The following is a 23,465-nucleotide window of genomic DNA, read 5'->3' as shown; positions in this document are numbered from 1 at the left end:
CGTGAGTTGGTGGAGACGGCGTGAGGGCCGGCGAGGGCGGGCTACGTGAGTCGGTGGAGACGGCGTGAGCGCTGGCACTGCCGGGCCGCGTGAGTCGGTGGGGTGCCGTGGGGTGTGGCCGTGGCGGTTGATCGTGCCCGAGTGGCGGTGGCCGCAAGTCCACACAGCCCCGCGTCCCTGGTGGGCGCTCAGCCGCGGCGTACTGCCAGGAAGCGCATCGGCGTTCCCGGGACCGCCTGGGCGGCTGCCGCCAGGTCCTCGGTGCGGACCACCGCGATCACCGGGTAGCCCCCGGTGGTCGGGTGGTCGGCCAGGAAGACCACCGGGCGGCCGTCCGGCGGGACCTGGACCGCGCCCAGCACCATGCCCTCGCTGGGGAGTTCGCCCGGGACGGCACGCTCCAGTGCCGGGCCCTCCGTGCGCAGGCCGATGCGGTTGCTCGCGGAGGACACCCGGTAGGTGCGGGACGTGAAAGTGCCCTGCGCCTCCCGAGTGAACCAGTCGTCGCGCGGGCCGAGCGTCACGCGCAGGATCAGTTCCGTGGGGGGCGCCGGCTGCGGGGCCACGTCCACGCGCGCGTGGGGCACTGTCGGGGCGCCCAGGGGCAGCACCGCGCCGTCCGTGAGGGGCGGGGGGCCGAGACCGGACAGCAGGTCCGTGGAGCGGCTGCCGAGGACCGGGTCGACGGTGATGCCACCGGAGACGGCCACATAGCTGCGCAGTCCGGAGACGGCCGTGCCGACCTCCAGGAGGGCGCCCGCGGGGACCGGCACCGGGGCGCCCCACGCGACCGGACGGCCGTCCACCGCGACCGGGCAGGGGGCGCCGCCCACGGCGACGACGACCGAAGAACGGGGGCGTACGGCACAGCCGTTGAGTGTGGTCTCCAGGACGGCCGCGTCCGCGGTGTTGCCGACCAGGCGGTTGACGAGCGCCGCGGCGGGGCCGTCCAGCGCCCCCGAGCGGGGCACGCCGAGGTGGGCGTGGCCAGGACGGCCGAGGTCCTGCACGGTGGTCAGCGCCCCGGACCGTACGACGGCGAGTGCGCGGTCCGTCATGCCGCACCCACCGGTACGAACCGCACGCGCGTGCCCGGCGAGAGCAGCGCCGCCGGCACGCGTGCGTGGTCCCACAGCACCGTGTCCGTCGTGCCGATCAGCTGCCAGCCGCCCGGCGACGAACGCGGGTACACGCCCGTGTACGGGCCCGCGAGAGCCACCGAGCCGGGCGGGACAGCCGTGCGCGGGGTCGCCCGGCGCGGGACGTCATAGCGCTCCGGAAGGCCGGTGAGGTAGCCGAAGCCGGGGGCGAACCCGCAGAAGGCGACAGTGAATTCGGTGGCCGCGTGGATCCGGGCCACCTCGTGCGGCGGGACGCCCCAGTGCGCGGCCACGTCGGCCAGGTCCGGGCCGTCGTAGCGCACGGGCAGCTCGACGACGTCACGCGCGCGTGGGGGAGCGGGCGGCGCGGCGGAGGCGGTCAGTTCGGAGGCCAGCCGGGCGGGGTCGGCGAGGCCGTCGAGAAGGACCGTACGGGCCGCGGGGACGATCTCGGCCACCAGCGAGCCCTCCGCGCGGCGGCGCAGCAGCTCCGCGTGCAGGGCCCGGGCCTCCTCGCCCGAGGAGACCTCGACGAGCAGCGCGCCGTCCCCGACGGGCAGCGCCCTCATACGAAGGCCTCCACACGGACCCCCGCCTCCGTCAGCCGCGCGCGGACCCGGCGGGCCAGCTCCACCGCGCCCGGCGTGTCCCCGTGCAGGCACAGCGAGCGCGCCCGGACCTCGATACGCGCGCCGGAGTGCGAGGTGACCGCGCCGTCCCGGGCCAGCCCCACCGAGCGCGCCACGACGCTCTCTGGATCGGTGACCACCGCGCCCGCCTCGCCGCGCGGCACCAGGGTGCCCCGCTCGGTGTACGCGCGGTCCGCGAACGCCTCCGTGACCGCCGGGAGGCCCGCCTTGCCGGCCAGGTCCAGCAGACGCGATCCGGGCAGCCCGAGCACGGGCAGCGTGGCGTCCGCGAGGAGCACGCCGTCGACGACCGCGCCGGCCTGCTCCTCGTCGTGCACGACCCGGTTGTAGAGCGCGCCGTGCGGCTTGACGTACGACACGCGCGTGCCCGCCGCGCGTGCGAAGACCTCCAGGGCGCCGATCTGGTAGGCCACCTCGGCCGCCAGCTCGGTGGGCGGCACGTCCATCGCGCGCCGCCCGAACCCGGCCAGGTCCCGGTAGGAGACCTGGGCGCCGATGCGTACGCCGCGCGCGGCGGCCTGCTCGCACACCCGCCGCATGGTGGCCGCGTCCCCGGCGTGGAAGCCGCAGGCCACGTTGGCGCTGGTGACCACGGACAGCAGCTGTTCGTCGTCGGTCAGTCGCCAGCGGCCGAAGCCCTCGCCGAGGTCGGCGTTGAGATCGATCGTGGTCATGGAAGTTCCGAGTCTCCTTGTCGGGCCGCTTCTCAGGCCACTCGGTACTGCTGGTCGCGGGCGTCGGTGAGGAACATCTGGCCGGGCGCGTGCGTGATGGCGAACGGCGGGCGCGAGGCCGTCACCGCGGCCTGCGGGGTCACTCCGCAGGCCCAGAACACCGGGATGTCGTCCGGCGCGACGTCCACCGGGTCCCCGAAGTCGGGGCGATCGAGGTCATCGATGCCGAGGGTCGACGGGTCGCCGCAGTGTACGGGGCCGCCGTGCACCGCCGGGAGCAGGCTGCTCTCCCGGATCGCCGCCGACAGGTGCTCGGGCGGCACCGGACGCATCGACACCACCATCGGGCCGTGCAGCCGTCCCGCCGGCCGGCACTGCCAGCTGGTCTCGTACATCGGGACGTTGCGCCCCTGCTCCAGGTGCCGGATCGGGACGCCCGCCTCGGCCAGCGCCCACTCGAACGTGAAGCTGCACCCGATCAGGAACGACACCAGATCCTCGCGCCAGTGCGCGCGGACATCGGTCGGCTCGTCCACCAGCTCGCCGTCCTGCCACACGCGGTAGCGCGGCAGGTCGGTGCGCAGGTCGGCGCCGTCGGCCAGGACGGTCGTCACGGAACCGGCGTCCGTGACGTCCAGCACCGGGCAGGGCTTCGGGTTGCGCTGGCAGAACAGCAGCATGTCGTACGCCCAGTCGGCGGGCACCGAGATCAGGTTGACCTGGGTGTGGCCGGCCGCGACCCCGGCGGTGGGGCCGGTCAGACCCGCGCGGAAGCGGGTCCGGGCGTCCTGTGGGCTCCACGCGTGCGCGTGCTCGTCGACAAGGGTCAGGGGGCGGTCCTCGGTCCGGTTCACACCAGCTCCTTGCCACGGGTCTCCGGCAGGCCGAGCAGGGCCAGCGCGGCGATGCCGTATCCGATCGCGCCGAAGACCAGCGCACCGCCCACGCCCCAGCTGTCGGCCAGGAAGCCGACCGTGGTCGGGAAGACGGCGCCCACGGCGCGTCCGGCGTTGTACGTGAAGCCCTGTCCGGTGCCGCGTACCGCCGTCGGGTACAGCTCGGCCAGGAAGGAGCCGAAGCCGCTGAAGATCGCCGACATGCAGAACCCGAGCGGGAAGCCGAGCACGAGGAGCAGGGTGTTGGAGCCCTCCGGGATGTTGCCGTACGCCAGGATGCAGAGGGCCGACAGGAGCGCGAAGAGCCAGATGTTGCGGCGGCGGCCGAGGCGGTCGGTGAGATAGCCGCCGGTCAGGTAGCCGAGGAAGGCGCCGGAGATCAGGAACGTCAGATAGCCGCCGGTGCCGACGACCGACAGGCCGCGATCGCTCTTCAGATACGTCGGCACCCAGGTGGCGAGGGTGTAGTAGCCGCCCTGGACGCCCGTGGAGAGCAGGCCCGCGAAGATCGTCGTACGCAGCAGACCGGGCTTGAAGATCGCCGTGAACGAGGTCTGTCCCGCGCTCTTCTCGCGGACCGCGATGGCCTCGGGCGCGTCCTGCACCCGGCGGCGCATCCAGACGACGAGCAGCGCGGGGAGCGCGCCCGTCCAGAACATCACGCGCCAGGCCGTGCCGTCGTCGAAGACCGAGAAGACCAGCGTGTACACGATGACGGCCAGGCCCCAGCCCACGGCCCAGGAGCTCTGGATCGCCCCGAGCGTGCGGCCCCGGTGCTTCGCGCTCGCGTACTCGGCGACCAGGATCGCGCCGACCGCCCACTCGCCGCCGAAGCCGATCCCCTGGAGGGCGCGGAAGACCAGCAGCGACTCGAAGTTCGGCGCGAAGCCGCAGGCCACCGTGAAGACCGCGTAGGTGATCACCGTGATCATCAGGGCCCGGACCCGGCCGACCCGGTCGGCCAGCACGCCGGCGAGGGCGCCGCCGAGCCCGGAGGCCAGCAGCGTGACGGTGGTGAAGAGGCCGGTCTGGCCGCTGTCGAGGCCGAAGTAGGCGGCCAGCGCGACCATGCTCAGAGGCAGCGTGAAGTAGTCGTACGAATCGAGGGCGTAGCCGCCGAACGCGCCGGCGAAGGCGCGGCGGCCGCGCGGACCGAGAGCGCGGAACCAGCCCAACGCCCCGTCTTCGGCGGGGCGTTCGGTCGTCGCGGGGTGAGCGGTCGCGGCTTGTGTCGGGGGAGTCGTGCTCATGTGCACCTCGCAGTGGGAGGACGGAGGGTGCGGGACTGAGCCGTGCGGTGAGAAGCAAGGTAGAGGATCGTTGAACGATCCTTCAATAGGCGTGTTGTTTCGTTCTCGTGTCTGCGGTTGAATTCCGGGCATGGCAGAGCAGCTGACCGGCCTGGCCGACGATCGTGCCCTCCTGGGCCGCACCAGCACGGCGGAACGCGTCTCGGACATCCTCAGAAGCCGTATCGCCGAGGGCTACTTCCCACCCGGCACCCGGCTGTCGGAGGACAGCATCGGAGGCGCGCTCGGGGTGTCCCGCAACACCCTGCGGGAGGCGTTCCGCCTGCTCACCCATGAACGTCTGCTCGTCCACGAGCTCAACCGGGGCGTCTTCGTCCGGGTCCTGACGGTGGAGGACGTCGAGGACATCTACCGCACCCGCCGCCTCGTCGAGTGCGCCGTCGTGCGCGGGCTGGGCGAGCCGCCCTACGACGGGGAGGGGCTCGCCGAGGCCGTCGCCGCCGGGCAGCGGGCGGTGCGCGAAGGTGACTGGAAAGCGCTGGGCACCGCCAACATCCACTTCCACCGGGAACTGGTCGCGCTCTCGGGGAGCGAGCGCACGGACGAGCTGATGCGCAGCGTCTTCGCCGAGCTCCGCCTCGCCTTCCATGTCGTGGACGACCCCCGCCGGCTCCACGAGCCCTACCTCGCGCGCAACCAGCAGATCCTCCAGGCACTTCAGGCGGGCGACAGGGCCGAGGCCGAGAAGCTGCTCGCGACCTACCTCGACGACTCCCTCGAACGCGTGGTCGAGGTGTATCGGCGAAGGGTCGGCGAGGACGGCTAGCGTGCCGACCGCCCCGGTGTAGTGGAAGGCGCGTGGAATCGGCGACGAGGGGTCGCTTCTGCGGCGTTTCGGCCGTTGTCAGACCGAGGGCCTAGTCTGTGCACCGTGACTTCGCCTGCAACGACGGACAGTGTTCCGCCCCAGCTCAGCGCGGGGCCGCGCCCCGCACCGGGCCCGGCCGCCGACGAGGGGCTGGCGCGTCGGCTGCGCGCGCTCGCGTGCACCGCGCCGCTGCACGATCTCGACGCCCGCAAGGCCAACCTCGCCGGCGAGTACTCGGTGTACGGCATGGCGGAGGTCGCCCTCTCCGCCATCGACCTGGTCACACTGAACATGGACTTCGACACCGGCGCAGACCACGACCAGATAGTCGCCCGCCTCATCCCGCGCATCGCGGCCCAGGCCCCGCAGCGGCCCGTCGCCGAGCACGAGCGGGTGGCCCGCTGGGTCCTGGAGAACCTGATCAACGTCGGCAGCGTGGACCGCGGCTTCCGGGCCGTGTACGGCACGTTCGCGACGGACGGGACGTACGTCCGGCGGGACTACGACTTCAAGCTGATCGAGGAGGTGCCCGGCCCCGGCGGGTCCGTGTACCTCCGTACGACGGACGAGGCGGTCAATGTCCTCGTCGGCGCCCTCGACACCGACGTCACCAGCGCCCAGATCGCCGCCGAGGTCAAGCTGGAGGTGCTGATCAGCCGCGGCCGCCTCGCCGACGCCCAACTCGCCGCCGAGCAGGCCCGCTACCGGACCGTGCAGTACTCGGAGACGCTGCGCCGCGCCCTGGACGCCACCCGGCGCAACGTCCGGGCGGTGGACTGGCTCAACGCCGTCCCCGACATGATCACCGAAGCGCTCGACCACGTCGCCGACCGCTACCGCCACGAGAACGCGATCCTCACCAACATCCGCAAGGCGCGGGACGAGTCCGAGGACCCCGAGCAGAAGCGCCGGGCCGCCGAACTCGTCGACATCGTCAAGGACTGCATCCGCCGGCACACCCAGTTGCAGTCCCGGCTGCTGGAGGCGGGACCTCTGTTCCGCGCCGAACAGGACCGGCAGGCCTTCGCCACACCCATGACGACGTCGGGGATAGACCTCTACGGGCACCTGGTCGCGCCCGCCCTGCCGCTCCCCCTGGAGCAGGCGGTCCGGGTCACCGACGCCTTCTTCGCGCGCGGCACCGGACTGCGCACACCGGTGTCGGTGCGGGTCGGCGACCTGGTCGACATACTGCTGACGCCGCCGGTGGAGCGTGAGCACCTGGGCGCGGAGATGCCCGACCCGGACCTCATCGCCACGCCGGACGACAGCCGGTTCAGCGAGGAGCAGTTGGCGGCCGCGATGGTCCTGCTCGACCTGCCCGCGGACGCGCCGCGGCGACTGTCGGGGCTGCTCACGGACGCTCGCCGACAGGATCCCGAGCTGCCGTATCTGGTGGCGCTGCTGGCGGTGCACGCGGCCAGCCCGGCGGTGGGGACCGCCTATCGGCAGGGCGAGGAGAAGCTGTTGTTCGCCGTGGACGACGGGACCGAGCTGGACGATCCCGAGTTCGGCGGTGCCGACCTGATCGTGGGCACGGCGCTGCTGGACGCGGCCGGGATGGCGGCGGACAGGACGGAGGCGGCATGAGCCGAGCGACAGCGCAGCAGGGAGAACGACCGTGACCGAGCACGTCGAGTGGAGCGAGCCGGAAGCCGGACCCGCGCCGGTCTCCGCCGCCGTCACGCCCGCCGACGCCGCCGACGCGGCGCGGCTCGTCGCCTTCGGACTGCAGCCCAAGCTCCAGCCCGCGCGCGACCAGGAGTACACCGAACTGCTCCGCCGCTACCGGGAGGACCCGCCGTTCGCCCGGCTCGCCGACGCCGTGGCCGCCGGGCTCGGGCTGGTCGTGCTGGAGGTCTCCCCCCGCGCGGGCATGGCCGTGACCGCCGCCGAGGACTCGGTGTTCGCCGTCCGGATGGGCGACTACGCACGCCGGACGTCCGCCGACGGCGGGGACCGCTTCCTGCACGGACTGGCCCATCTCGCCGTCGCCGCCATGGCGTTCCCGCGCCCCGAGGACCTCGCCGACGACGGCTACATCGGACGCGTGAGCGTCAACGGCGTCGACGCCTTCGTTCGCCAGGCCTGCCGGCGGCTGGAGGAGCGGGCCGACGAACTGGGTGAGAACACCGACCCCGCCACCGACGCGCCCGGGCTCGAGGCCGCCTGGCGGATCTGGGTGCGGCGCAGCGCGACCGGGGCGACCAAGGACGCGCGCAGACTCGCGGGCTCCACGACCGGCATCATCGGCAAGGCCGTGGCCTTCCTCACCGACTCCGGCTTCCTCCAGCGCACCGGCGACGACAACGGCGGCACGTACCGGACGACGGCCCGCTACCAGCTCCAGGTGCGGGACATGGCCGGCAGCGCCGCCATGGCCGAACTCCTCGAACTGGGCGTCGTCCCGGTCACCGACGGCACGCCGACGCTGCTGCCCGCCGAGGACACCGAGGAGCTGGTGGCCGAAGCCGGGCTGCCGTTCCACTCCTGAACTCCCCCCACCTGCCGAAGACTTACGAGAGTCCGCCATGTACGAGCTGTCCCGGGTCCGCCTCTACTCCATCGGTCCCGCCGGTGCGCGCTACGCCGACACCGTGCTTGACCTGCGCGGCGTCGGCGCGGAAGTGCCCGACCCCGCACCCACCCAGGCGGAGTTCTTCGCTGCGGAGCCGGTCGGTCCGCCGCGCCGCCCGGCGCCCGCCGGCGTGCTCTTCCTGGAGAACGGCGGCGGCAAGTCCGTACTGCTGAAGCTGATCTTCTCCGTCATGCTGCCGGGCCATCGCAACACCCTCGGCGGCGCCAGCTCCGGTGTGCTGCGGAAGTTCCTGCTCGCCGACGACTGCGGGCATGTCGCACTGGAGTGGCAGCACACGCTGACCGGCGAGTGCGTCGTCGTCGGCAAGGTCAGCGAGTGGCGGGGCCGGCAGGTCTCCAACGACCCGCGGAAGTTCGCCGAGGCCTGGTACTCCTTCCGGCCCGGGCCCGGACTGTCCCTGGACAACCTGCCCGTCGCCGAGTCCACCGCCGTACGACCGGTCGTCGAGGGGGCGTCCGGGGCGCAGGGGCGCCGGCGCACCATGAAGGGCTTCCGGGACGCCATCACCGAGGCGGGCAAGGCGTATCCGCACCTGGAGGTGCACTGGGAGGAGATCCACGACCGGTGGATCGAGCACCTCGGCGACCTGGGCCTGGACCCCGAACTCTTCCGCTATCAGCGGGAGATGAACGCGGACGAGGGCGAGGCCGCCGGTCTCTTCGCGGTCAAGAAGGACTCCGACTTCACCGACCTGCTGCTGCGCGCCGTGACCGACACCCGGGACACCGACGGACTCGCCGACCTGGTGAGCGGCTTCGGCAACAAGCTGGGGCGGCGCGCCGAACTGATCGCCGAGCGGGACTTCACGGCCGGCTCGGTCGACCTGCTCGGCCGGATCGTCGAGGCCGCCGAGGCACGCGCGCGTGCACGTGACATCCACGCCGGCGCCGAACGCCGCACCCGGACCCTGGCCCGCCGACTCTCCGCGCGCGGCGCCGTGGAGCGGGTACGGGCCGCGGACCTCGCCCAGCGGGTCACCGCCGCCGCGTACGCGGTCACGCACGCCGAGGGCGCCCGGGAGCGCAGTGCGCTGATCGCCGCCGAACTCGCCTTCCGGCACGCCTCGTTGGCGCTCGCCGCCGCCGAGAAGTCCGCCGCCGCGCAGAAACGCGAGCTCGCCGACGCCCGTACGCTGCACTCGGCCTGGCAGGCCGCGGAAGCCGTACTGCGGCACCGCGCCGCCACCGACCGCGTCACGCGCGTGTCCGCCGCGATCCAGGAGGCCGAGCGGGACGCCGCCCCCGCGCTGGCCGCCCGCGCCAGGGCCGCCGTCGATCTCGTACGGGCCCTGCACGCGGCCGCGGAGAGCGCCGAGACCCTCGCCAACGAGGAGGAGGAGCGGTCCGCAGCCCTCCAGGAGACCGGCGAGGCCGCGTACCGGGACTCCACCGCCGCGGCGACCGAGGCGCAGCGTGCCCGCAGCGAGGTCGGGCATCTGCGCCAGCGGCTCACCGAGGTCGAGCAGGAGACCGCCGAGGCCGTGCGGGCCGGCTGGCTCGACGACAGCGCGCCCGACGCCGACCCGGCGCGAGCCGCGCTGGCCGCCAGCGACGCCGAGAAGACCGCCGTCGCCGCCTGGGACACCGCACGGGAGGCCTCACGCCGCGCCGCCGAGCACGCGCGCGAGGCGGGCTCCGCGGAGTCCCGCGCCGAGCTCACGGCGGCGCGCGCCGCGGACGCGGCCACGGCGGCCGAGCGGTCCTACGAGGCGGAGAAGCGGCTCGCCGAGGGGCTGGCGGCGGAGCCGCGGCTGGCCGAGGTGCTGAGCCTGACCGGCAACGACACCCGCCAGGTGGTCCCGCAGCCCCGCCACGACACGGACGACAGCGGCCCCGCAGGGCTCACCCCCGAGGAACTCGACCGGTTCGCCGACGAGTTGCGCGAGCTGCTCGACGACGCCGTCTCGTCCGCCGAACGCCACCTCTTCGAGCTGCGCACCGCCGCCGCCGACGACTCCCGCATCCTCGGCGCCCTGGGCGACGGCGGACTGCTGCCGCCCGGCCCGGACGTGCTGGCCACCGTGGAGTTCCTCGGCGAGCACGGCATCCCGGCGCTCCCCGGTTGGCGCTATCTCGCCCAGGCCGTCGACCCCGCCGACCACGCGCGCGTGCTGGCCGCCCGGCCCGAGCTGGTCGACGGCGTGATCATCACCGACCCCGACACCCATGCCCGGGCCCGCGCGGCGCTCAACGAGGCGGCGCTGCTGCCGCGGTCCGCCGTGGCCGTCGGCACGGCCGCCGCCCTGCTCGCCCCGACTCCGGCCACCGACGCCGGCAGCGAGGCCGTCTTCCTCGTACCGCCGAACCCGGCCATGCACGACGAGCACGCCGCCGACGAGGAACGGCAGGCGCTGCGGGCCCGGGCGACCGAGCGCGACGAGGAGATCCGGTCGCTCGCGGCCCGGCTCGGCAAGGACCGCGAACTGGCCGCCCGGCTCGCCTCCTGGCGCACCGGCTGTCCGGCCGGGCGGCTGGTGGAGCTCGCGCAGAGCGCCCACGACACACGCGCGTTCGCCGAGGAGTCGGAGGCCGAGCTGGCCGAGGCGCGCACCGTGCGGGCCGAGGCCGACGAGGCCGCCGCCGAGGCCGCGCAGGTACGCGACGAGCGGCAGGAGGCCGCACAGAAGGCGCGGCGCGCCGCCGACGCCCTCGCCGGGCTCGCCTTCCGGCTGCGGGAGCGGGCCGGCTGGCAGGTCAAGCTGCGTGAACTCGCCGACGAGGCCACCGAGTCGGAGGCCCGCGCCCAGACCTGTCTGGAGCGCGCCCGCGCCGCCGACGAGGACCGGCGTGCCGCCCAGCGCGCCGCCGACGACGCCCGCCGCACCGCGCGTGCGCTGCGAGCCGAGCGCTCCGAGATCGCGGGCGCCCCCGACGACGTACCGGAGAGCGACACCGACGACCCCAGGGCGTCACTGCCCGCCCTGCGGGAGGCCTACCGGGCCGCTTCCCAGCTGTACGAGAAGGTCGGTGTCGGCGCCGACCTGCGGGCCGAACAGGCTCGGGCGGAGAGCGAGTCCAGTGCGGCCCTGGCCGAGCTGGACCGGCTGAGCAACAAGGTCCGCACGCGCGCGGAGCAGCTGCTCCAGTCGCCCGACGGCTCCGACGGACCGTCCCGGCAGGCCGCCGCGGCCCGCGCGGAGGAGCTGGTGCAGCTCCTGGAGACACGGATGTCCAGCGCGAGCGAGCAGCTCGGCCGGCTGCGCGGCGAGGCCGAGCGGCACGCGCCCGAGGACGGTGCGGCACACACCGAGCTGACCGAGGAGCTGGAGCCCCGCGACGCCGAGCACGCGCAGGCGCTGCTGCGCACGGCGAGCGCCGAACTCGCCTCCCGCACCGAGGCGTTGACACAGGCCAGGGAGGCGCATGCCGAGCTCCTGGAGGCCCACCGCGCCGCCGAGGACGCGGCCGGGGGCTTCGACGAGATCGCCGCGATGCTCCGCGACCTGCTGCGCGAGCACGCCCCGGACGAGGAGCAGGAGGAGTCGGAGCCGTACCCGGGCAGCCCGGAGGAGGCCCGGCAGTCCGCCGCCGAGGCCCGCCGGTCGCTGCGCGGCTGCGCCGCCGACCTGTCCGCCGCCGAGAGCGCCGTGCGCGAGGCGAGCGATGTCCTCGTACGCCATGCCAACTCCACGCGCTACGAGCAGGTCCGCACCCCCGCGCGCCAGCAGATCCGCGAGCTGCCGGCGTCCGCGCTGCCGGAGCACGCCCAGAAGTGGGCGGACGCCTTCGCGCCCCGACTGCGGGTCCTGACCGACGAGTTGGCGCAGCTGGAGCGGAACCGGGACTCGATCGTGGACCGGTTGCGTGGGCTCGTGGAGTCGGCGCTGGCCACCCTGCGGTCCGCTCAGCGGCTGTCCCGGCTGCCGGAGGGCCTCGGCGAGTGGTCCGGGCAGGAGTTCCTGCGGATCCGCTTCGAGGAGCCCGACCAGGCGACGCTGACCGAGCGGCTCGGCGAGGTCATCGACGAGGCGACCCGGGCGGCGGTGAAGAAGAACTCCGACCTCCGGCGGGACGGCATGTCCCTGCTGCTGCGTGGAGTCGGGGCGGCCTTGCAGCCCAAGGGCATCGCGGTCGAGATCCTCAAGCCGGACGCCGTGCTGCGGGCCGAGCGGGTGCCGGTCGGGCAGATGGGTGACGTGTTCTCCGGTGGTCAGCTGCTCACGGCCGCCATCGCGCTGTACTGCACCATGGCCGCGCTGCGCTCGAACGACCGGGGCCGCGACAAGCACCGGCACGCGGGCACGCTGTTCCTGGACAACCCCATCGGACGTGCCAACGCGACGTACCTGCTGGAGCTCCAGCGCGCGGTGTCGGATGCCCTGGGCGTGCAACTCCTGTACACCACCGGCCTGTTCGACACGACCGCGCTCGCCGAGTTCCCGCTGGTCATCAGGTTGCGCAACGACGCCGACCTCAGGGCGGGCCTGAAGTACATCAGCGTGGAGGAGCACCTGCGCCCGGGACTGCCCCAGCAGGCCCAGTCCGAGGAATCGGGGCACAGCGAGATCACGGCGACCCGGATGTTCAAGCGCCCGACGCCCGCTTCCTGACGGGGGCTTGCAGGCCTGAGACCGGCCTGAGAAGACCACCGGCCTGAAAAGGACCGGGGCCTGAGAGGGGAGTGCCTGCCCGCCCCTCTCAGGGCCCGTCAGGAGTGCGACAGCCGTCCCGCGCGACCCTGTCGACGTATCCGCCCCTGGGTCCGCTCCAGGGCCCGCGCCTGACGTCGGGCCTTGCGCCGCTCGCGCCGCAGGGCCCGGGCGGTGCTGCTCGGGGCCGACACGACGCCGTTGCGCTGGTTCCACACCTGACGGGTGACCCAGATGTCCAGGGCGCCCCAGGTCGCCAGCACGGTGCTCGCCACGCTGCTGAGGACCATCGGGAACGCCAGCCAGGATCCGGCCAACGTGCACAGGAACGCCACCATCGCCTGGACCAGCGTCACGGCGATGATCAGCACCGCCCGCACCGCCGATCTGCGCACCGGATCGGGCATCCGGCGCCGCGGCGCGGCCTCCTCGATCCACAACTGCCGGTAGTACGGCTCCTCTTCCGGCGTGGCCTGCTCAGCGGTCCCGGACTCCTTCCCGCTTCCGTGCTCTGGAATGTCGCGATCCAGTGCCTCGGGACCCTGCCGCGCCGTCAGGTGCGCCGCAGCGCCGTCCGCGGGCGCCTCGCTCCGCTCCGCCGTGCCCATCAACGTGTCACTCCCCACCGCCGGCTGACCGCTCGCCCCGTGCCCGAAGACACGGCTCCCCAGTGGCTGCCCGGCTTGCGCTGTTTTACGCCGCCCGGTTGCGGGATGCGGCACGTGTGGCCGATTCCGCCCCCATTTCCCGAAGAGTAGGACGAACAAGACGCTTCGAAGATTCCCAAGAAACGAAAAATTCTGGCCAACTGGCCGGTCGAACCAGCCGGATCCGCAAGAGCCGTAGTGGCGTGTTCGGGGAGGCAATCTCCCGCAATGCCCGGACAACTCCCCATCTCGCTCCGCCGGTGCGGAAGTTCGGCCTCCGGACGGGTCTTCGAGTTAACTGTGCGACGGTAGTAGGCTCGCGCCGTTTGTTGACGTACATGTGTACCCCCGGACGGCGGGGGTCGAGCTGGGGGAGGCCATGCGCTTTCGCGGGAAGTCGATCCGCCGGAAGATCGTGGCGCTGCTTCTCGTGCCGCTGGTTTCCCTCGCAGCGATCTGGGGCTTCGCCACGGTACTCACGGGACGGGCGGTCGCCCAGCTGTTCCATGTGTCGACGGTCGTCGAGGACCTCGGCTATCCGACCGAGGACACGGTCCGTGTCCTCCAGCAGGAACGCCGTCAGACCCTCGTCTACCTCGCCGACCCGCGGGCCTCGGACGCGCTCGCCGCGCTCCGCGAGACCCGCACCGGCACCGACGACGCCATCGCCAAGGTCCGTGACAACGCCAAGGACCCCGACGTCCGCGACGGGATGGACCAGGACGACGAGGAACGCCTGACGGCCGTCCTGGACGCCTTCGACGGCGTGGACTCACTGCGCCGCAGCGTCGAGGAAGGCGCCGTGAACCGGTCCCAGGCCCTCGAGCGCTACAACCGCCTCGTGGACCCCTGCTACGCCCTGCTGGCCTCCCTCGACGGGGTGGACAGCGTGGAGATGGACAAGCAGGCCCGGGCCCTGGTGAACATCACCCGCGCCCGCGAACTGCTCTCCCGCGAGGACGCCCTGCTCGGCTCCGCCCTCGTCGTCGGCAAGCTCACCCATGACGAGATCCGCGAGGTCTCCGACCTGATCGCCCAGCGCACCGTGCTGTACGACGTCAGCCTGCCGGTGCTGCCCGCGGCGGAGCGCGAGCGCTACGACCGGTTCTGGAAGAACGCCTCCACCGCGTCCCTGCGCTCCGCCGAGAAGATCGTGGTCAACTCCGATCCCGGCGCGCCCCGTTTCATCAACGCCAAGAGCTGGGACGCCACCGCGGCCAGCGTGCTCGACGAACTCGCCGAACTCAACGACCAAGCGGGCGACCGCTATCAGGACCGGGTCCAGCCGGTCGCGATCGACGTCATCGTCAGGGCGGCCGTCGCGGGTGTCCTCGGTCTGCTCGCCCTGCTCTTCTCGATCTTCCTCTCCGTGCGCGTGGGCCGCGGGCTCATCCGCGACCTGCGGCAGCTGCGCCTGGAGGCCCACGAGGCGTCCGGCGTACGACTCCCCAGCGTCATGCGCCGGCTGTCCGCAGGTGAACAGGTCGACGTCGAGACCGAGGTCCCGCGCCTGGAGTACGACAGGAACGAGATGGGTGAGGTCGGCCAGGCCCTCAACACCCTCCAGCGCGCCGCCGTCGAGGCCGCCGTCAAACAGGCCGAACTGCGCGCCGGCGTCTCCGAGGTCTTCGTCAACCTCGCCCGCCGCAGCCAGGTTCTGCTGCACAAGCAGCTCACCCTGCTCGACACCATGGAGCGCCGGACCGAGGACACCGACGAACTCGCCGACCTGTTCCGCCTCGACCACCTGACCACCCGTATGCGCCGGCACGCCGAGGGCCTGGTGATCCTCTCCGGCGCCGCCCCCTCCCGGCAGTGGCGCAAGCCCGTCCAGCTCATGGACGTCGTGCGCGCCGCCGTCGCCGAGGTCGAGGACTACGAGCGCATCGAGGTCCGTCGCCTGCCCCGGGTCGCCGTCACCGGCCCGGCCGTGGCGGACCTCACCCACCTCGTGGCCGAACTCCTGGAGAACGCCACGGTGTTCTCGCCCCCGCACACCGCCGTCCAGGTGCTCGGCGAGCGCGTCGCCAACGGCTTCACCCTGGAGATCCACGACCGCGGTCTCGGCATGGCGGCCGACGCCCTTCTGGACGCCAACCTCCGGCTCGCCGAGACACCGGAGTTCGAGCTGTCCGACACCGACCGGCTGGGCCTGTTCGTGGTCAGCCGGCTGGCCCAGCGGCAGAACGTCCGCGTCTCGCTCCAGCCGTCGCCGTACGGCGGTACGACAGCCGTGGTGTTCATCCCGAACACCCTGCTGACGGACGACATCCCGGACACCAACGGCATCGGCTTCCGCCTGGACCGCCCCCAGCCCTCCAAGGAGGCCGAGCTGGAGGAGGCCCGCCGGGCCCAGCTGGCCCACGTGCCGGTGCAGCTGCCCGGTCTGCCCGGGGGACTCCTGGACGGTCCGGTGGAGCTTGAGGCGCCCGTCGACCTGGACGCCATCGACGACTTCCCCGGCGCGCTCGACGACGAGGACGGCGAACGCGGCGGACTGTTCCGCCCGCGCCGCTCCCTGGTCCGCGCGGACGAGACACCGGGCGAGGAAGCTCGCGCGGGCGACGAGAGCGACCTGAACGCCCCGGTCCCGCTGGCCCGCCGCCACGCCCCGAAGCTCGTCAGCTCGCACGGCCGCCCGGTGACCGGACATCGGGAGGAGGCCGACGAGGAGACCCCGGCGGGTCCCGGCCGGTCGCTCTCCCAAGGCCCGCCTCCGCTGCCGGCCCGCAGGCGCGCGACCGGTCCACAGCGCCGCGCCACCGGTGTCGCCGACCGTCTGGACGAGCGGCACGCCGAGGCCCCGACGACCGCGGCCCCTGAACTCGGCGGGCCGACGCCCGGCGCCCCCGCCCTGCCCCGGCGCACCCGGCGTGCCGAGATCGCGTCGAGCGGCGCGGGTGAGCCCTCCCGGACGAGTCCTGGCGGCCTCGAGCCCCAGCCGAGCGGCTCCGGCACCTCGGTGGAGCGCGTGGGCGCCCGGCACGTGTCTCCGGAGGCCGACGCCGACCTCACGCCCCAGCGGACCGGACGCGGCGCCGCCGTGCCGGGCACCGGCTCCGGCAGCGCCCCGCTGCCCCGGCGCGTGCGCCAGGCCAACCTGGCCCCGCAACTGAAGCAGAGCCCCGCCGAGCGCCGCAGCGACGAGACCACGGGGGTCGAGGAGCGGGACGCCGACCAGGTACGCAGCCGTATGGCATCGCTCCAGCGAGGCTGGCAGCGCGGTCGTGCCGAGAACGACGCCGCGGGCGAAGACACCCAGAGCGGCACAGCACCACGAGGAACTAAGGGGGACGGTCGATGACCGCACCGAAGGCGACCGGCCACACCACGAACAACTCCGGCGAGCTCAACTGGCTCCTGGACGACCTGGTCGACCGCGTCGCAAGCATCCGCAAGGCCGTCGTGCTGTCCGGCGACGGGCTGGCGACAGGGGTGTCCAAGGACCTGACCCGCGAGGACGGCGAGCACCTGGCCGCCGTCGCCTCCGGCTTCCACAGCCTCGCCAAGGGCGTGGGCCGCCACTTCGAGGCGGGCAACGTCCGGCAGACGGTCGTCGAGCTCGACGACGCCTTCCTGTTCGTGACGGCCGCCGGCGACGGCAGCTGCCTGGCGGTCCTCTCGGACGCGGACTCCGATGTCGGCCTGGTCGCGTACGAGATGACGCTCCTCGTGAAGCGGGTCGGTGCACATCTGGCCTCCGCTCCACGCACCGATCTGCCTCAGGGCGGGTAGTGGGATGACATGAGCACAGACGGTCAGGGAAGAAGCCACTGGTTCGACGACGAGGCCGGACCGGTCGTCCGTCCGTACGCCATGACGCGTGGCCGCACCACCAGTGCGGCCCAGCACCGGCTCGACCTCATCGCGGTGGTCGTCGCGGAGGTCCAGGCGGACGACGCGGAAGGCGACCACACGCTCTCCCCGGAGCACGTGGACATCGTCGACCTGTGCCGTGAGGGCCCGCAGTCGGTCGCCGAGCTGTCCTCCGAACTCGACCTGCCCATCGGTGTGGTGCGCGTCCTCGTGGGCGACCTCGTGGACGCGGAGTTCGTCCATGTGAACCGGCCTGTGCCGCCGGCCGAGCTGCCGGACGAGAGCATCCTGCGTGATGTGATCAACGGCCTCCGCGCGCTCTGACCCGGTGCTCCACCCATCGACGCGGCCGTTCCCACGGCGCCGTGAGCCGCTCACGGACGGCCCCGGGGGACGCGGTCGGGCGCCCGGCTCCCGGCCGAGCGGACCGGGCGTCGCACCGGCACTCCCGATATGATCTGACTGATCGTCGACGACCATCCGCAGACGGTCGGTCGCCACTCTGCGGATACGGTGCCGAACAGCGCGATCGGGGAGACGGACGTGACGACAGGCTGGCAGTTCTGGGTCGACCGGGGCGGCACCTTCACGGACATCGTCGCGCGCCGCCCGGACGGCCGACTGCTCACGCACAAACTGCTCTCCGAGAACCCCCGCTACGCCGACGCGGCCGTCACCGGTGTCCGTGAACTGCTGGACGGCTCCCGCGACCCCGTCGAGGCCGTCCGTATGGGCACCACCGTCGCCACCAACGCCCTCCTGGAACGCAAGGGCGAGCGCACCCTCCTGATCGTCACCCGTGGCTTCCGCGACGCCCTGCGCATCGCCTACCAGAACCGCCCCCACATCTTCGCCCGCCGCATCGAGCTCCCCGAGCTGCTGTACGAGCGGGTCGTGGAGGTCGACGAGCGCCTCGCCGCTGACGGCACTGTCCTGCGCGCCCCCGACCTGGACGCCCTCACCGGCGCGCTCCAGGAGGCGTACGACGACGGGATCCGTGCCGTCTCCGTCGTCTGCATGCACAGCCACCTCCACCCCGCCCACGAACAGGCCGTCGGGCGACTGGCCGCCCGGATCGGCTTTCCGCAGGTCTCGCTGTCCAGTGAGGTCAGCCCCCTGATGAAGCTCGTCCCGCGCGGGGACACCGCCGTCGTCGACGCCTACCTCTCGCCCGTGCTGCGCCGCTACGTCCGGCACGTGGCCGACGAACTCCACGGTGTGCGGCTGATGTTCATGCAGTCCAACGGCGGTCTCGCCGAGGCCGGGCAGTTCCGCGGCAAGGACGCCGTCCTGTCCGGGCCGGCCGGCGGCATCGTCGGCATGGCCCGCATGTCGCAGCTGGCAGGCTTCGACCGCGTCATCGGCTTCGACATGGGCGGCACCTCGACCGACGTCTCCCACTTCGCCGGCGAGTACGAACGCGTCTTCACCACTCAGATCGCCGGCGTCCGGTTGCGTGCCCCCATGCTCGACATCCACACCGTGGCGGCCGGTGGCGGCTCGGTCCTGCACTTCGACGGCTCCCGCTACCGTGTAGGGCCGGACTCGGCGGGCGCGGATCCGGGTCCCGCCTGCTACCGCGGCGGCGGCCCGCTGGCCGTCACCGACGCCAACGTCATGCTCGGCCGCATCCAACCCGCTCATTTCCCGGCGGTGTTCGGTCCCGTAGGCGACCAGCCCCTCGACGCCGACCTCGTCCGCGACCGCTTCGCAGCCCTCACGCGTGAGATCCGCGAGCGGACCGGCGACGACCGCACCCCCGAACAGGTCGCCGAGGGCTACCTCCAGATCGCGGTCGCCAACATCGCCAACGCCGTGAAGCGGATCTCCGTCCAGAAGGGCCACGACGTCACCCGCTACGCCCTCACCACCTTCGGCGGTGCGGGTGGGCAGCACGCGTGCATGGTCGCCGACTCGCTCGGCATCCGCACCGTCCTCGTACCGCCCATGGCCGGAGTCCTGTCCGCCCTCGGCATCGGCCTCGCCGACACCACCGCCATGCGCGAACAGTCCGTCGAAGCGCCCCTGGAGACCGCCGCGATGGCGGGCGTCCGCAAGACCGCCGACGACCTGGAGAGCGCCGCCCGCGCCGAACTCCTCGCCGAGGACGTCCCCGAGGACCGCATCCGGACCACCCGCCGCGCCCAACTCCGCTACGACGGCACCGACACCACCCTCACCGTCGAACTGAGCGAGCCCGACGAGATGCGGCGCGTCTTCGAGACACGTCATCGCGCCACGTACTCCTTCACCCTCGACCGCCCGATCGTCGTCGAGGCCCTCTCCGTCGAAGCCACCGGCATCACACAACCCCCCGATCTCTCGGCCCTGACCCCGTACCAAGGCCGCTCCGCCACCCCCGGAACCGTCCGCCTCCACACCGGCGGCGCCTGGCGCGACGTACCCCTCCACCGCCGCGAGGACCTGCCCCCCGGCGAGACCGTCACCGGCCCCGCGATCGTCACCGAGGCCAGTGCGACGACCGTCGTCGACGACGGCTGGCAGGCCGTGGCGCGGGACGACGGGCATCTGGTCATGGAACGCACGGCGATTACAGAGAGTTCCGATCTCGACACAAAAGCCGATCCGGTTCTGCTCGAGGTCTTCAACAACCTCTTCATGTCCATCGCCGAACAGATGGGCGCCCGCCTGGAGTCCACGGCCCAGTCCGTCAACATCAAGGAACGCCTGGACTTCTCCTGCGCCCTCTTCGACCCGGACGGAAACCTGGTGGCCAACGCCCCGCACATCCCCGTCCACCTGGGCTCGATGGGCACCAGCGTCAAGGAGGTCATCCGGCGGCGCGGCACCGGCATGCGGCCGGGGGACACCTACGCCGTCAACGACCCGTACCACGGCGGCACCCACCTGCCCGACGTCACGGTGATCACCCCGGTCTTCAACACGGAGGGTGACGAGATCCTCTTCCACGTCGCCTCCCGCGGCCACCACGCGGAGATCGGCGGCATCGCCCCCGGCTCCATGCCCGCGAACAGCCGCACCATCGACGAGGAGGGCATCCTCTTCGACAACTGGCTGCTCGCCGAGAACGGCCGCTTCCGCGAAGAAGAGACCTTCCGGCTGCTCACCGAGGCCCCTCACCCGTCCCGCAACCCCGGCACCAACCTCGCCGACCTGCGCGCCCAGATCGCCGCCAACCAGAAGGGCGTCGACGAGGTCGCCCGCATGATCGAGAACTTCGGCCTCGACGTCGTCCAGGCGTACATGAAGCACGTCCAGGACAACGCCGAGGAAGCGGTACGCCGGGTCATCGACACCCTCGACGAGGGCGAGTACGCCTACGAGACCGACTCCGGTGCCGTCATCCGGGTACGCGTGCGCGTGGACCGCGAGAGCCGCTCCGCGACCATCGACTTCACCGGTACCTCGGGCCAGCTGGACAGCAACTTCAACGCCCCGTTCGCGGTGGTCAACGCGGCGGTCCTGTACGTCTTCCGGACCCTCGTCGCCGACGACATCCCCCTCAACGACGGCTGTCTGCGCCCTCTGAGGATCGTCGTGCCGCCGGGCTCGATGCTGGCGCCGGAACCGCCGGCCGCCGTCGTCGCCGGGAACGTCGAGACCTCGCAGGCCATCACCGGCGCCCTCTACGCCGCGCTCGGCGTCCAGGCCGAGGGCTCCGGGACCATGAACAACGTCACCTTCGGCAACGCCCGCCACCAGTACTACGAGACCGTCGCCTCCGGGTCCGGCGCCGGTGACGGCTTCCCCGGCGCGCCCGTCGTCCAGACCCATATGACCAACTCGCGGCTCACCGACCCCGAGATCCTGGAGTGGCGACTGCCGGTCCGCCTCGACGAGTTCGCCGTACGGCACGACAGCGGCGGCGCAGGACAATGGCGGGGCGGGGACGGTGCGGTGCGCCGCATCCGGTTCCTGGAGCCCATGACCGTCTCCACGCTCTCCCAGCACCGCCGGGTCCCGCCGTACGGCATGGCGGGCGGCGCACCCGGTGCGCCGGGCGCCAACCGCGTGGAGCGCGCGGACGGCACGGTCACCGAACTCGGCGGCAGCGACGCGGCCGACGTCGGCCCCGACGACGTACTCGTCATCGAAACCCCCGGCGGCGGAGGCTACGGCCCACCGTCGCCCCACCCCCACCCAGCAGGAGAAGAGACCGATGATCTTCGGGCGTTCTGAGCGCGGCAAGCCCCCGGTCGAGCCTGTCACGTTCAAGATCCTCGTGGCCGGCGGCTTCGGCGTGGGCAAGACCACGCTCGTGGGCGCGGTCAGCGAGATCAGGCCACTGCGTACCGAGGAACTGCTCACCGAGGCAGGGCGCCCGGTCGACGACCTACGGGGCGTGGAGGGCAAGAGCACCACCACCGTGGCCATGGACTTCGGCCGCATCACGCTCCGCGAGGACCTCGTGCTGTACCTCTTCGGCACGCCCGGCCAGGAGCGGTTCTGGTTCATGTGGGACGAGCTGTCCGAGGGCGCGCTCGGCGCCGTCGTGCTCGCCGACACCCGCCGTCTGGAGGACTGCTTCGCCGCCGTGGACTACTTCGAGCGGCGCTCCATCCCGTTCGTCGTGGGCGTCAACTGCTTCGAGGGATCGGCCCGTTACCCCGTCGAGGACGTCCGCCAGGCGCTCGACCTGGACGAGGACGTGCCGCTCCTGCTGTGCGACGCCCGAGAGCGCGAGTCGGTCAAGGACGTCCTCGTCGGCGTGGTCCGGCACGCGATGGACTACGCGGCACAGCGCCGCCGGGCCGTCGTCAAGAGCTGACGCGAGGGCACGGCCCGTACCCCCGCCGACCGGGGTACGGGCCGCGTCTCATGAGCGCCACGCGCGCGTGCGGCTGCTCGGAGCACACACGCGCGTGCCGCTAGTTCTCCTCGTCCTCCTGCCAGCCGAAGCTCTTCTCCACGGCCTTGCGCCAGTTGTGGTACTCGCGGTCACGCACCGAGGACTCCATGCCCGGCGTCCACTCGACATCCTTCTGCCAGTGCGACTTCAGCTCGTCCAGGTCGTTCCACACACCCGTGGCGAGCCCCGCCGCATAGGCGGCGCCCAGGCAGGTCGTCTCGGAGACCTTCGGCCGGACCACCGGCACGTCGAGCACATCCGCCTGGTGCTGCATCAGCAGGTTGTTCTTGGTCATGCCGCCGTCGACCTTCAAGGTCGTGATGTGCACCCCGGAGGCCTGGAACATCGCGTCCACGACCTCCCGCGTCTGCCAGCTCGTCGCCTCCAGCACCGCCCGAGCGAGGTGCGCCTTGGTGACGTACCGGGTGAGCCCGGTGACGACCCCGCGCGCGTCGGAGCGCCAGTAGGGCGCGAACAGACCGGAGAACGCGGGCACGATGTACGCGCCGCCGTTGTCCTCGACACTGGCCGCGAGGGGCTCGATCTCGTCGGCGGTACGGATGATGCCGAGCTGGTCCCGGAACCACTGCACGAGCGCACCCGTTATGGCGATAGACCCCTCCAGGCAGTAGACCGGCGCCTCACTGCCGATCTTGTAGCCCATCGTCGTCAACAGCCCGCTCTTCGAGGGCACCGGCCGGTTGCCCGTGTTGAGCAGAAGGAAGCTGCCCGTGCCGTACGTGTTCTTCGCCGTGCCCACGTCGTAGCATGCCTGCCCGAACACGGCCGCCTGCTGGTCGCCGAGAGCCGACGCCACCGGCACACCGGCGAGCTGGCCGACCGCCGTGCCGTACACCTCGGCCGAGGACCTGATCTCGGGGAGGACGGCCTCGGGGATGTTCATCGCGGCGAGGATGGACTGGTCCCACTGGAGGGTCTCGAGGTTCATCAGCATGGTGCGGCCGGCGTTCGTCACGTCCGTGACGTGCTGCCCGCCGTCCGTACCGCCGGTGAGGTTCCAGATCAGCCAGGAGTCGATGGTGCCGAACGCGATCTCCCCGTTCTCGGCACGCGCCCGCAGCCCGGGCACGTTGTCGAGCAGCCAGGTCGCCTTCGGTCCGGAGAAGTAGGTGGCGAGAGGCAGCCCGGTCTGCTCGCGGAAGCGGTCCTGCCCGTCGGAGCCGCCGAGTTGGTTGGTCAGCGCCGCGGTGCGGGTGTCCTGCCAGACGATCGCGTTGTGCACCGGCTTGCCCGTGGCGCGGTCCCAAAGAACGGTCGTCTCACGCTGGTTGGTGATGCCGAGCGCGCTCAACTGGTCGGCGCGCAGCCCGGCCTTGGCGATCGCGCCGGCCACCACGGCCTGCACCTTGGACCAGATCTCGGTGGCGTCGTGCTCCACCCAGCCGGGCTTGGGGAAGATCTGCCGGTGCTCGCGCTGGTCGACGGCGACGATGGCGCCGTCCTGGTTGAAGACGATGCAGCGGCTCGAGGTGGTGCCCTGGTCGATCGCGGCGACGAACTTGTCCGTCATGACGTCCCCTTCGTC

Annotated in this window: 16 protein-coding genes; 9 read left to right on the top strand and 7 right to left on the bottom strand. The window is 72.6% G+C overall.

Going from position 1 to position 23,465, the window contains the following annotated elements:
- Positions 1-188: 188 nt before the first annotated feature.
- The 5 genes from ABKA17_RS29855 to ABKA17_RS29835 are packed head-to-tail and all read right to left on the bottom strand — an operon-like array spanning position 189 to position 4,570.
- Complete coding sequence (locus ABKA17_RS29855) at positions 189-1,058, bottom strand: 5-oxoprolinase subunit C family protein (protein WP_353695398.1); 870 nt, start codon at positions 1,056-1,058, stop codon at positions 189-191.
- Positions 1,055-1,669: a 5-oxoprolinase subunit B family protein gene (locus ABKA17_RS29850; protein WP_353695397.1), complete on the bottom strand. Its 615-nt coding sequence runs from the start codon at positions 1,667-1,669 to the stop codon at positions 1,055-1,057. Before ABKA17_RS29850 ends, ABKA17_RS29855 begins: the two co-directional genes overlap by 4 nt.
- The gene (locus ABKA17_RS29845) at positions 1,666-2,424 is read right to left on the bottom strand and encodes a LamB/YcsF family protein (RefSeq protein WP_353695396.1); all 759 of its coding nucleotides are present in this window, start codon (positions 2,422-2,424) and stop codon (positions 1,666-1,668) included. The genes ABKA17_RS29850 and ABKA17_RS29845 overlap by 4 nt, the downstream gene beginning before the upstream one ends.
- A gap of 32 nt (positions 2,425-2,456) precedes the next feature.
- Positions 2,457-3,278: a putative hydro-lyase gene (locus tag ABKA17_RS29840; protein WP_353695395.1), complete on the bottom strand. Its 822-nt coding sequence runs from the start codon at positions 3,276-3,278 to the stop codon at positions 2,457-2,459.
- Positions 3,275-4,570 carry an MFS transporter gene (locus ABKA17_RS29835; protein ID WP_353695394.1) on the bottom strand — a complete coding sequence of 432 codons (1,296 nt, stop codon included), beginning with the start codon at positions 4,568-4,570 and terminating at the stop codon, positions 3,275-3,277. The genes ABKA17_RS29840 and ABKA17_RS29835 overlap by 4 nt, the downstream gene beginning before the upstream one ends.
- Positions 4,571-4,700: 130 nt before the next feature.
- Here ABKA17_RS29835 and ABKA17_RS29830 point away from each other — a divergent pair, with 130 nt between their 5' ends.
- The 4 genes from ABKA17_RS29830 (at position 4,701) to ABKA17_RS29815 (ending at position 12,586) form a co-directional block, all read left to right on the top strand.
- Complete coding sequence (locus ABKA17_RS29830; protein ID WP_353695393.1) at positions 4,701-5,396, top strand: GntR family transcriptional regulator; 696 nt, start codon at positions 4,701-4,703, stop codon at positions 5,394-5,396.
- Between the two features lie 105 nt (positions 5,397-5,501).
- On the top strand, positions 5,502-7,028 hold the full coding sequence (locus ABKA17_RS29825) for a hypothetical protein (protein ID WP_353695392.1): 1,527 nt from the start codon (positions 5,502-5,504) through the stop codon (positions 7,026-7,028).
- A gap of 31 nt (positions 7,029-7,059) precedes the next feature.
- On the top strand, positions 7,060-7,932 hold the full coding sequence (locus ABKA17_RS29820) for a hypothetical protein (protein ID WP_353695391.1): 873 nt from the start codon (positions 7,060-7,062) through the stop codon (positions 7,930-7,932).
- Positions 7,933-7,969: 37 nt separating this feature from the next.
- Complete coding sequence (locus tag ABKA17_RS29815) at positions 7,970-12,586, top strand: hypothetical protein (protein ID WP_353695390.1); 4,617 nt, start codon at positions 7,970-7,972, stop codon at positions 12,584-12,586.
- Between the two features lie 98 nt (positions 12,587-12,684).
- Here ABKA17_RS29815 and ABKA17_RS29810 read toward each other — a convergent pair whose 3' ends face one another.
- Positions 12,685-13,233 carry a hypothetical protein gene (locus ABKA17_RS29810; RefSeq protein WP_353695389.1) on the bottom strand — a complete coding sequence of 183 codons (549 nt, stop codon included), beginning with the start codon at positions 13,231-13,233 and terminating at the stop codon, positions 12,685-12,687.
- Positions 13,234-13,651: 418 nt separating this feature from the next.
- On the opposite strand from ABKA17_RS29810, the gene ABKA17_RS29805 reads away from it, so the two are divergent.
- From ABKA17_RS29805 to ABKA17_RS29785, 5 genes are all read left to right on the top strand, one after another.
- Entirely contained in the window at positions 13,652-16,576 is a 2,925-nt protein-coding gene (locus tag ABKA17_RS29805; RefSeq protein ID WP_353695388.1) for a nitrate- and nitrite sensing domain-containing protein, read from the top strand.
- Positions 16,573-17,007, top strand: coding sequence for a roadblock/LC7 domain-containing protein (locus ABKA17_RS29800; protein ID WP_353695387.1), 435 nt, complete (start codon positions 16,573-16,575; stop codon positions 17,005-17,007). Before ABKA17_RS29805 ends, ABKA17_RS29800 begins: the two co-directional genes overlap by 4 nt.
- 9 nt (positions 17,008-17,016) lie before the next feature.
- Entirely contained in the window at positions 17,017-17,412 is a 396-nt protein-coding gene (locus ABKA17_RS29795; protein WP_353695386.1) for a DUF742 domain-containing protein, read from the top strand.
- A 219-nt stretch (positions 17,413-17,631) separates the two neighbouring features.
- Positions 17,632-21,249: a hydantoinase B/oxoprolinase family protein gene (locus ABKA17_RS29790; RefSeq protein ID WP_353695385.1), complete on the top strand. Its 3,618-nt coding sequence runs from the start codon at positions 17,632-17,634 to the stop codon at positions 21,247-21,249.
- Positions 21,230-21,838, top strand: coding sequence for a GTP-binding protein (locus tag ABKA17_RS29785; protein WP_353695384.1), 609 nt, complete (start codon positions 21,230-21,232; stop codon positions 21,836-21,838). The genes ABKA17_RS29790 and ABKA17_RS29785 overlap by 20 nt, the downstream gene beginning before the upstream one ends.
- Positions 21,839-21,938: 100 nt before the next feature.
- On the opposite strand, the gene glpK is transcribed toward ABKA17_RS29785, so the two are convergent.
- The gene (gene glpK / locus ABKA17_RS29780) at positions 21,939-23,450 is read right to left on the bottom strand and encodes a glycerol kinase GlpK (protein ID WP_353695383.1); all 1,512 of its coding nucleotides are present in this window, start codon (positions 23,448-23,450) and stop codon (positions 21,939-21,941) included.
- Positions 23,451-23,465 lie beyond the last annotated feature (15 nt).

Origin of the sequence: Streptomyces sp. RG80 (genome assembly GCF_040446465.1) — a bacterium.
Taxonomy (GTDB): domain Bacteria; phylum Actinomycetota; class Actinomycetes; order Streptomycetales; family Streptomycetaceae; genus Streptomyces.
The sequence above is the reverse complement of the archived record's forward strand: the minus strand, read 5'-3'. Positions and strand labels throughout refer to the sequence as shown.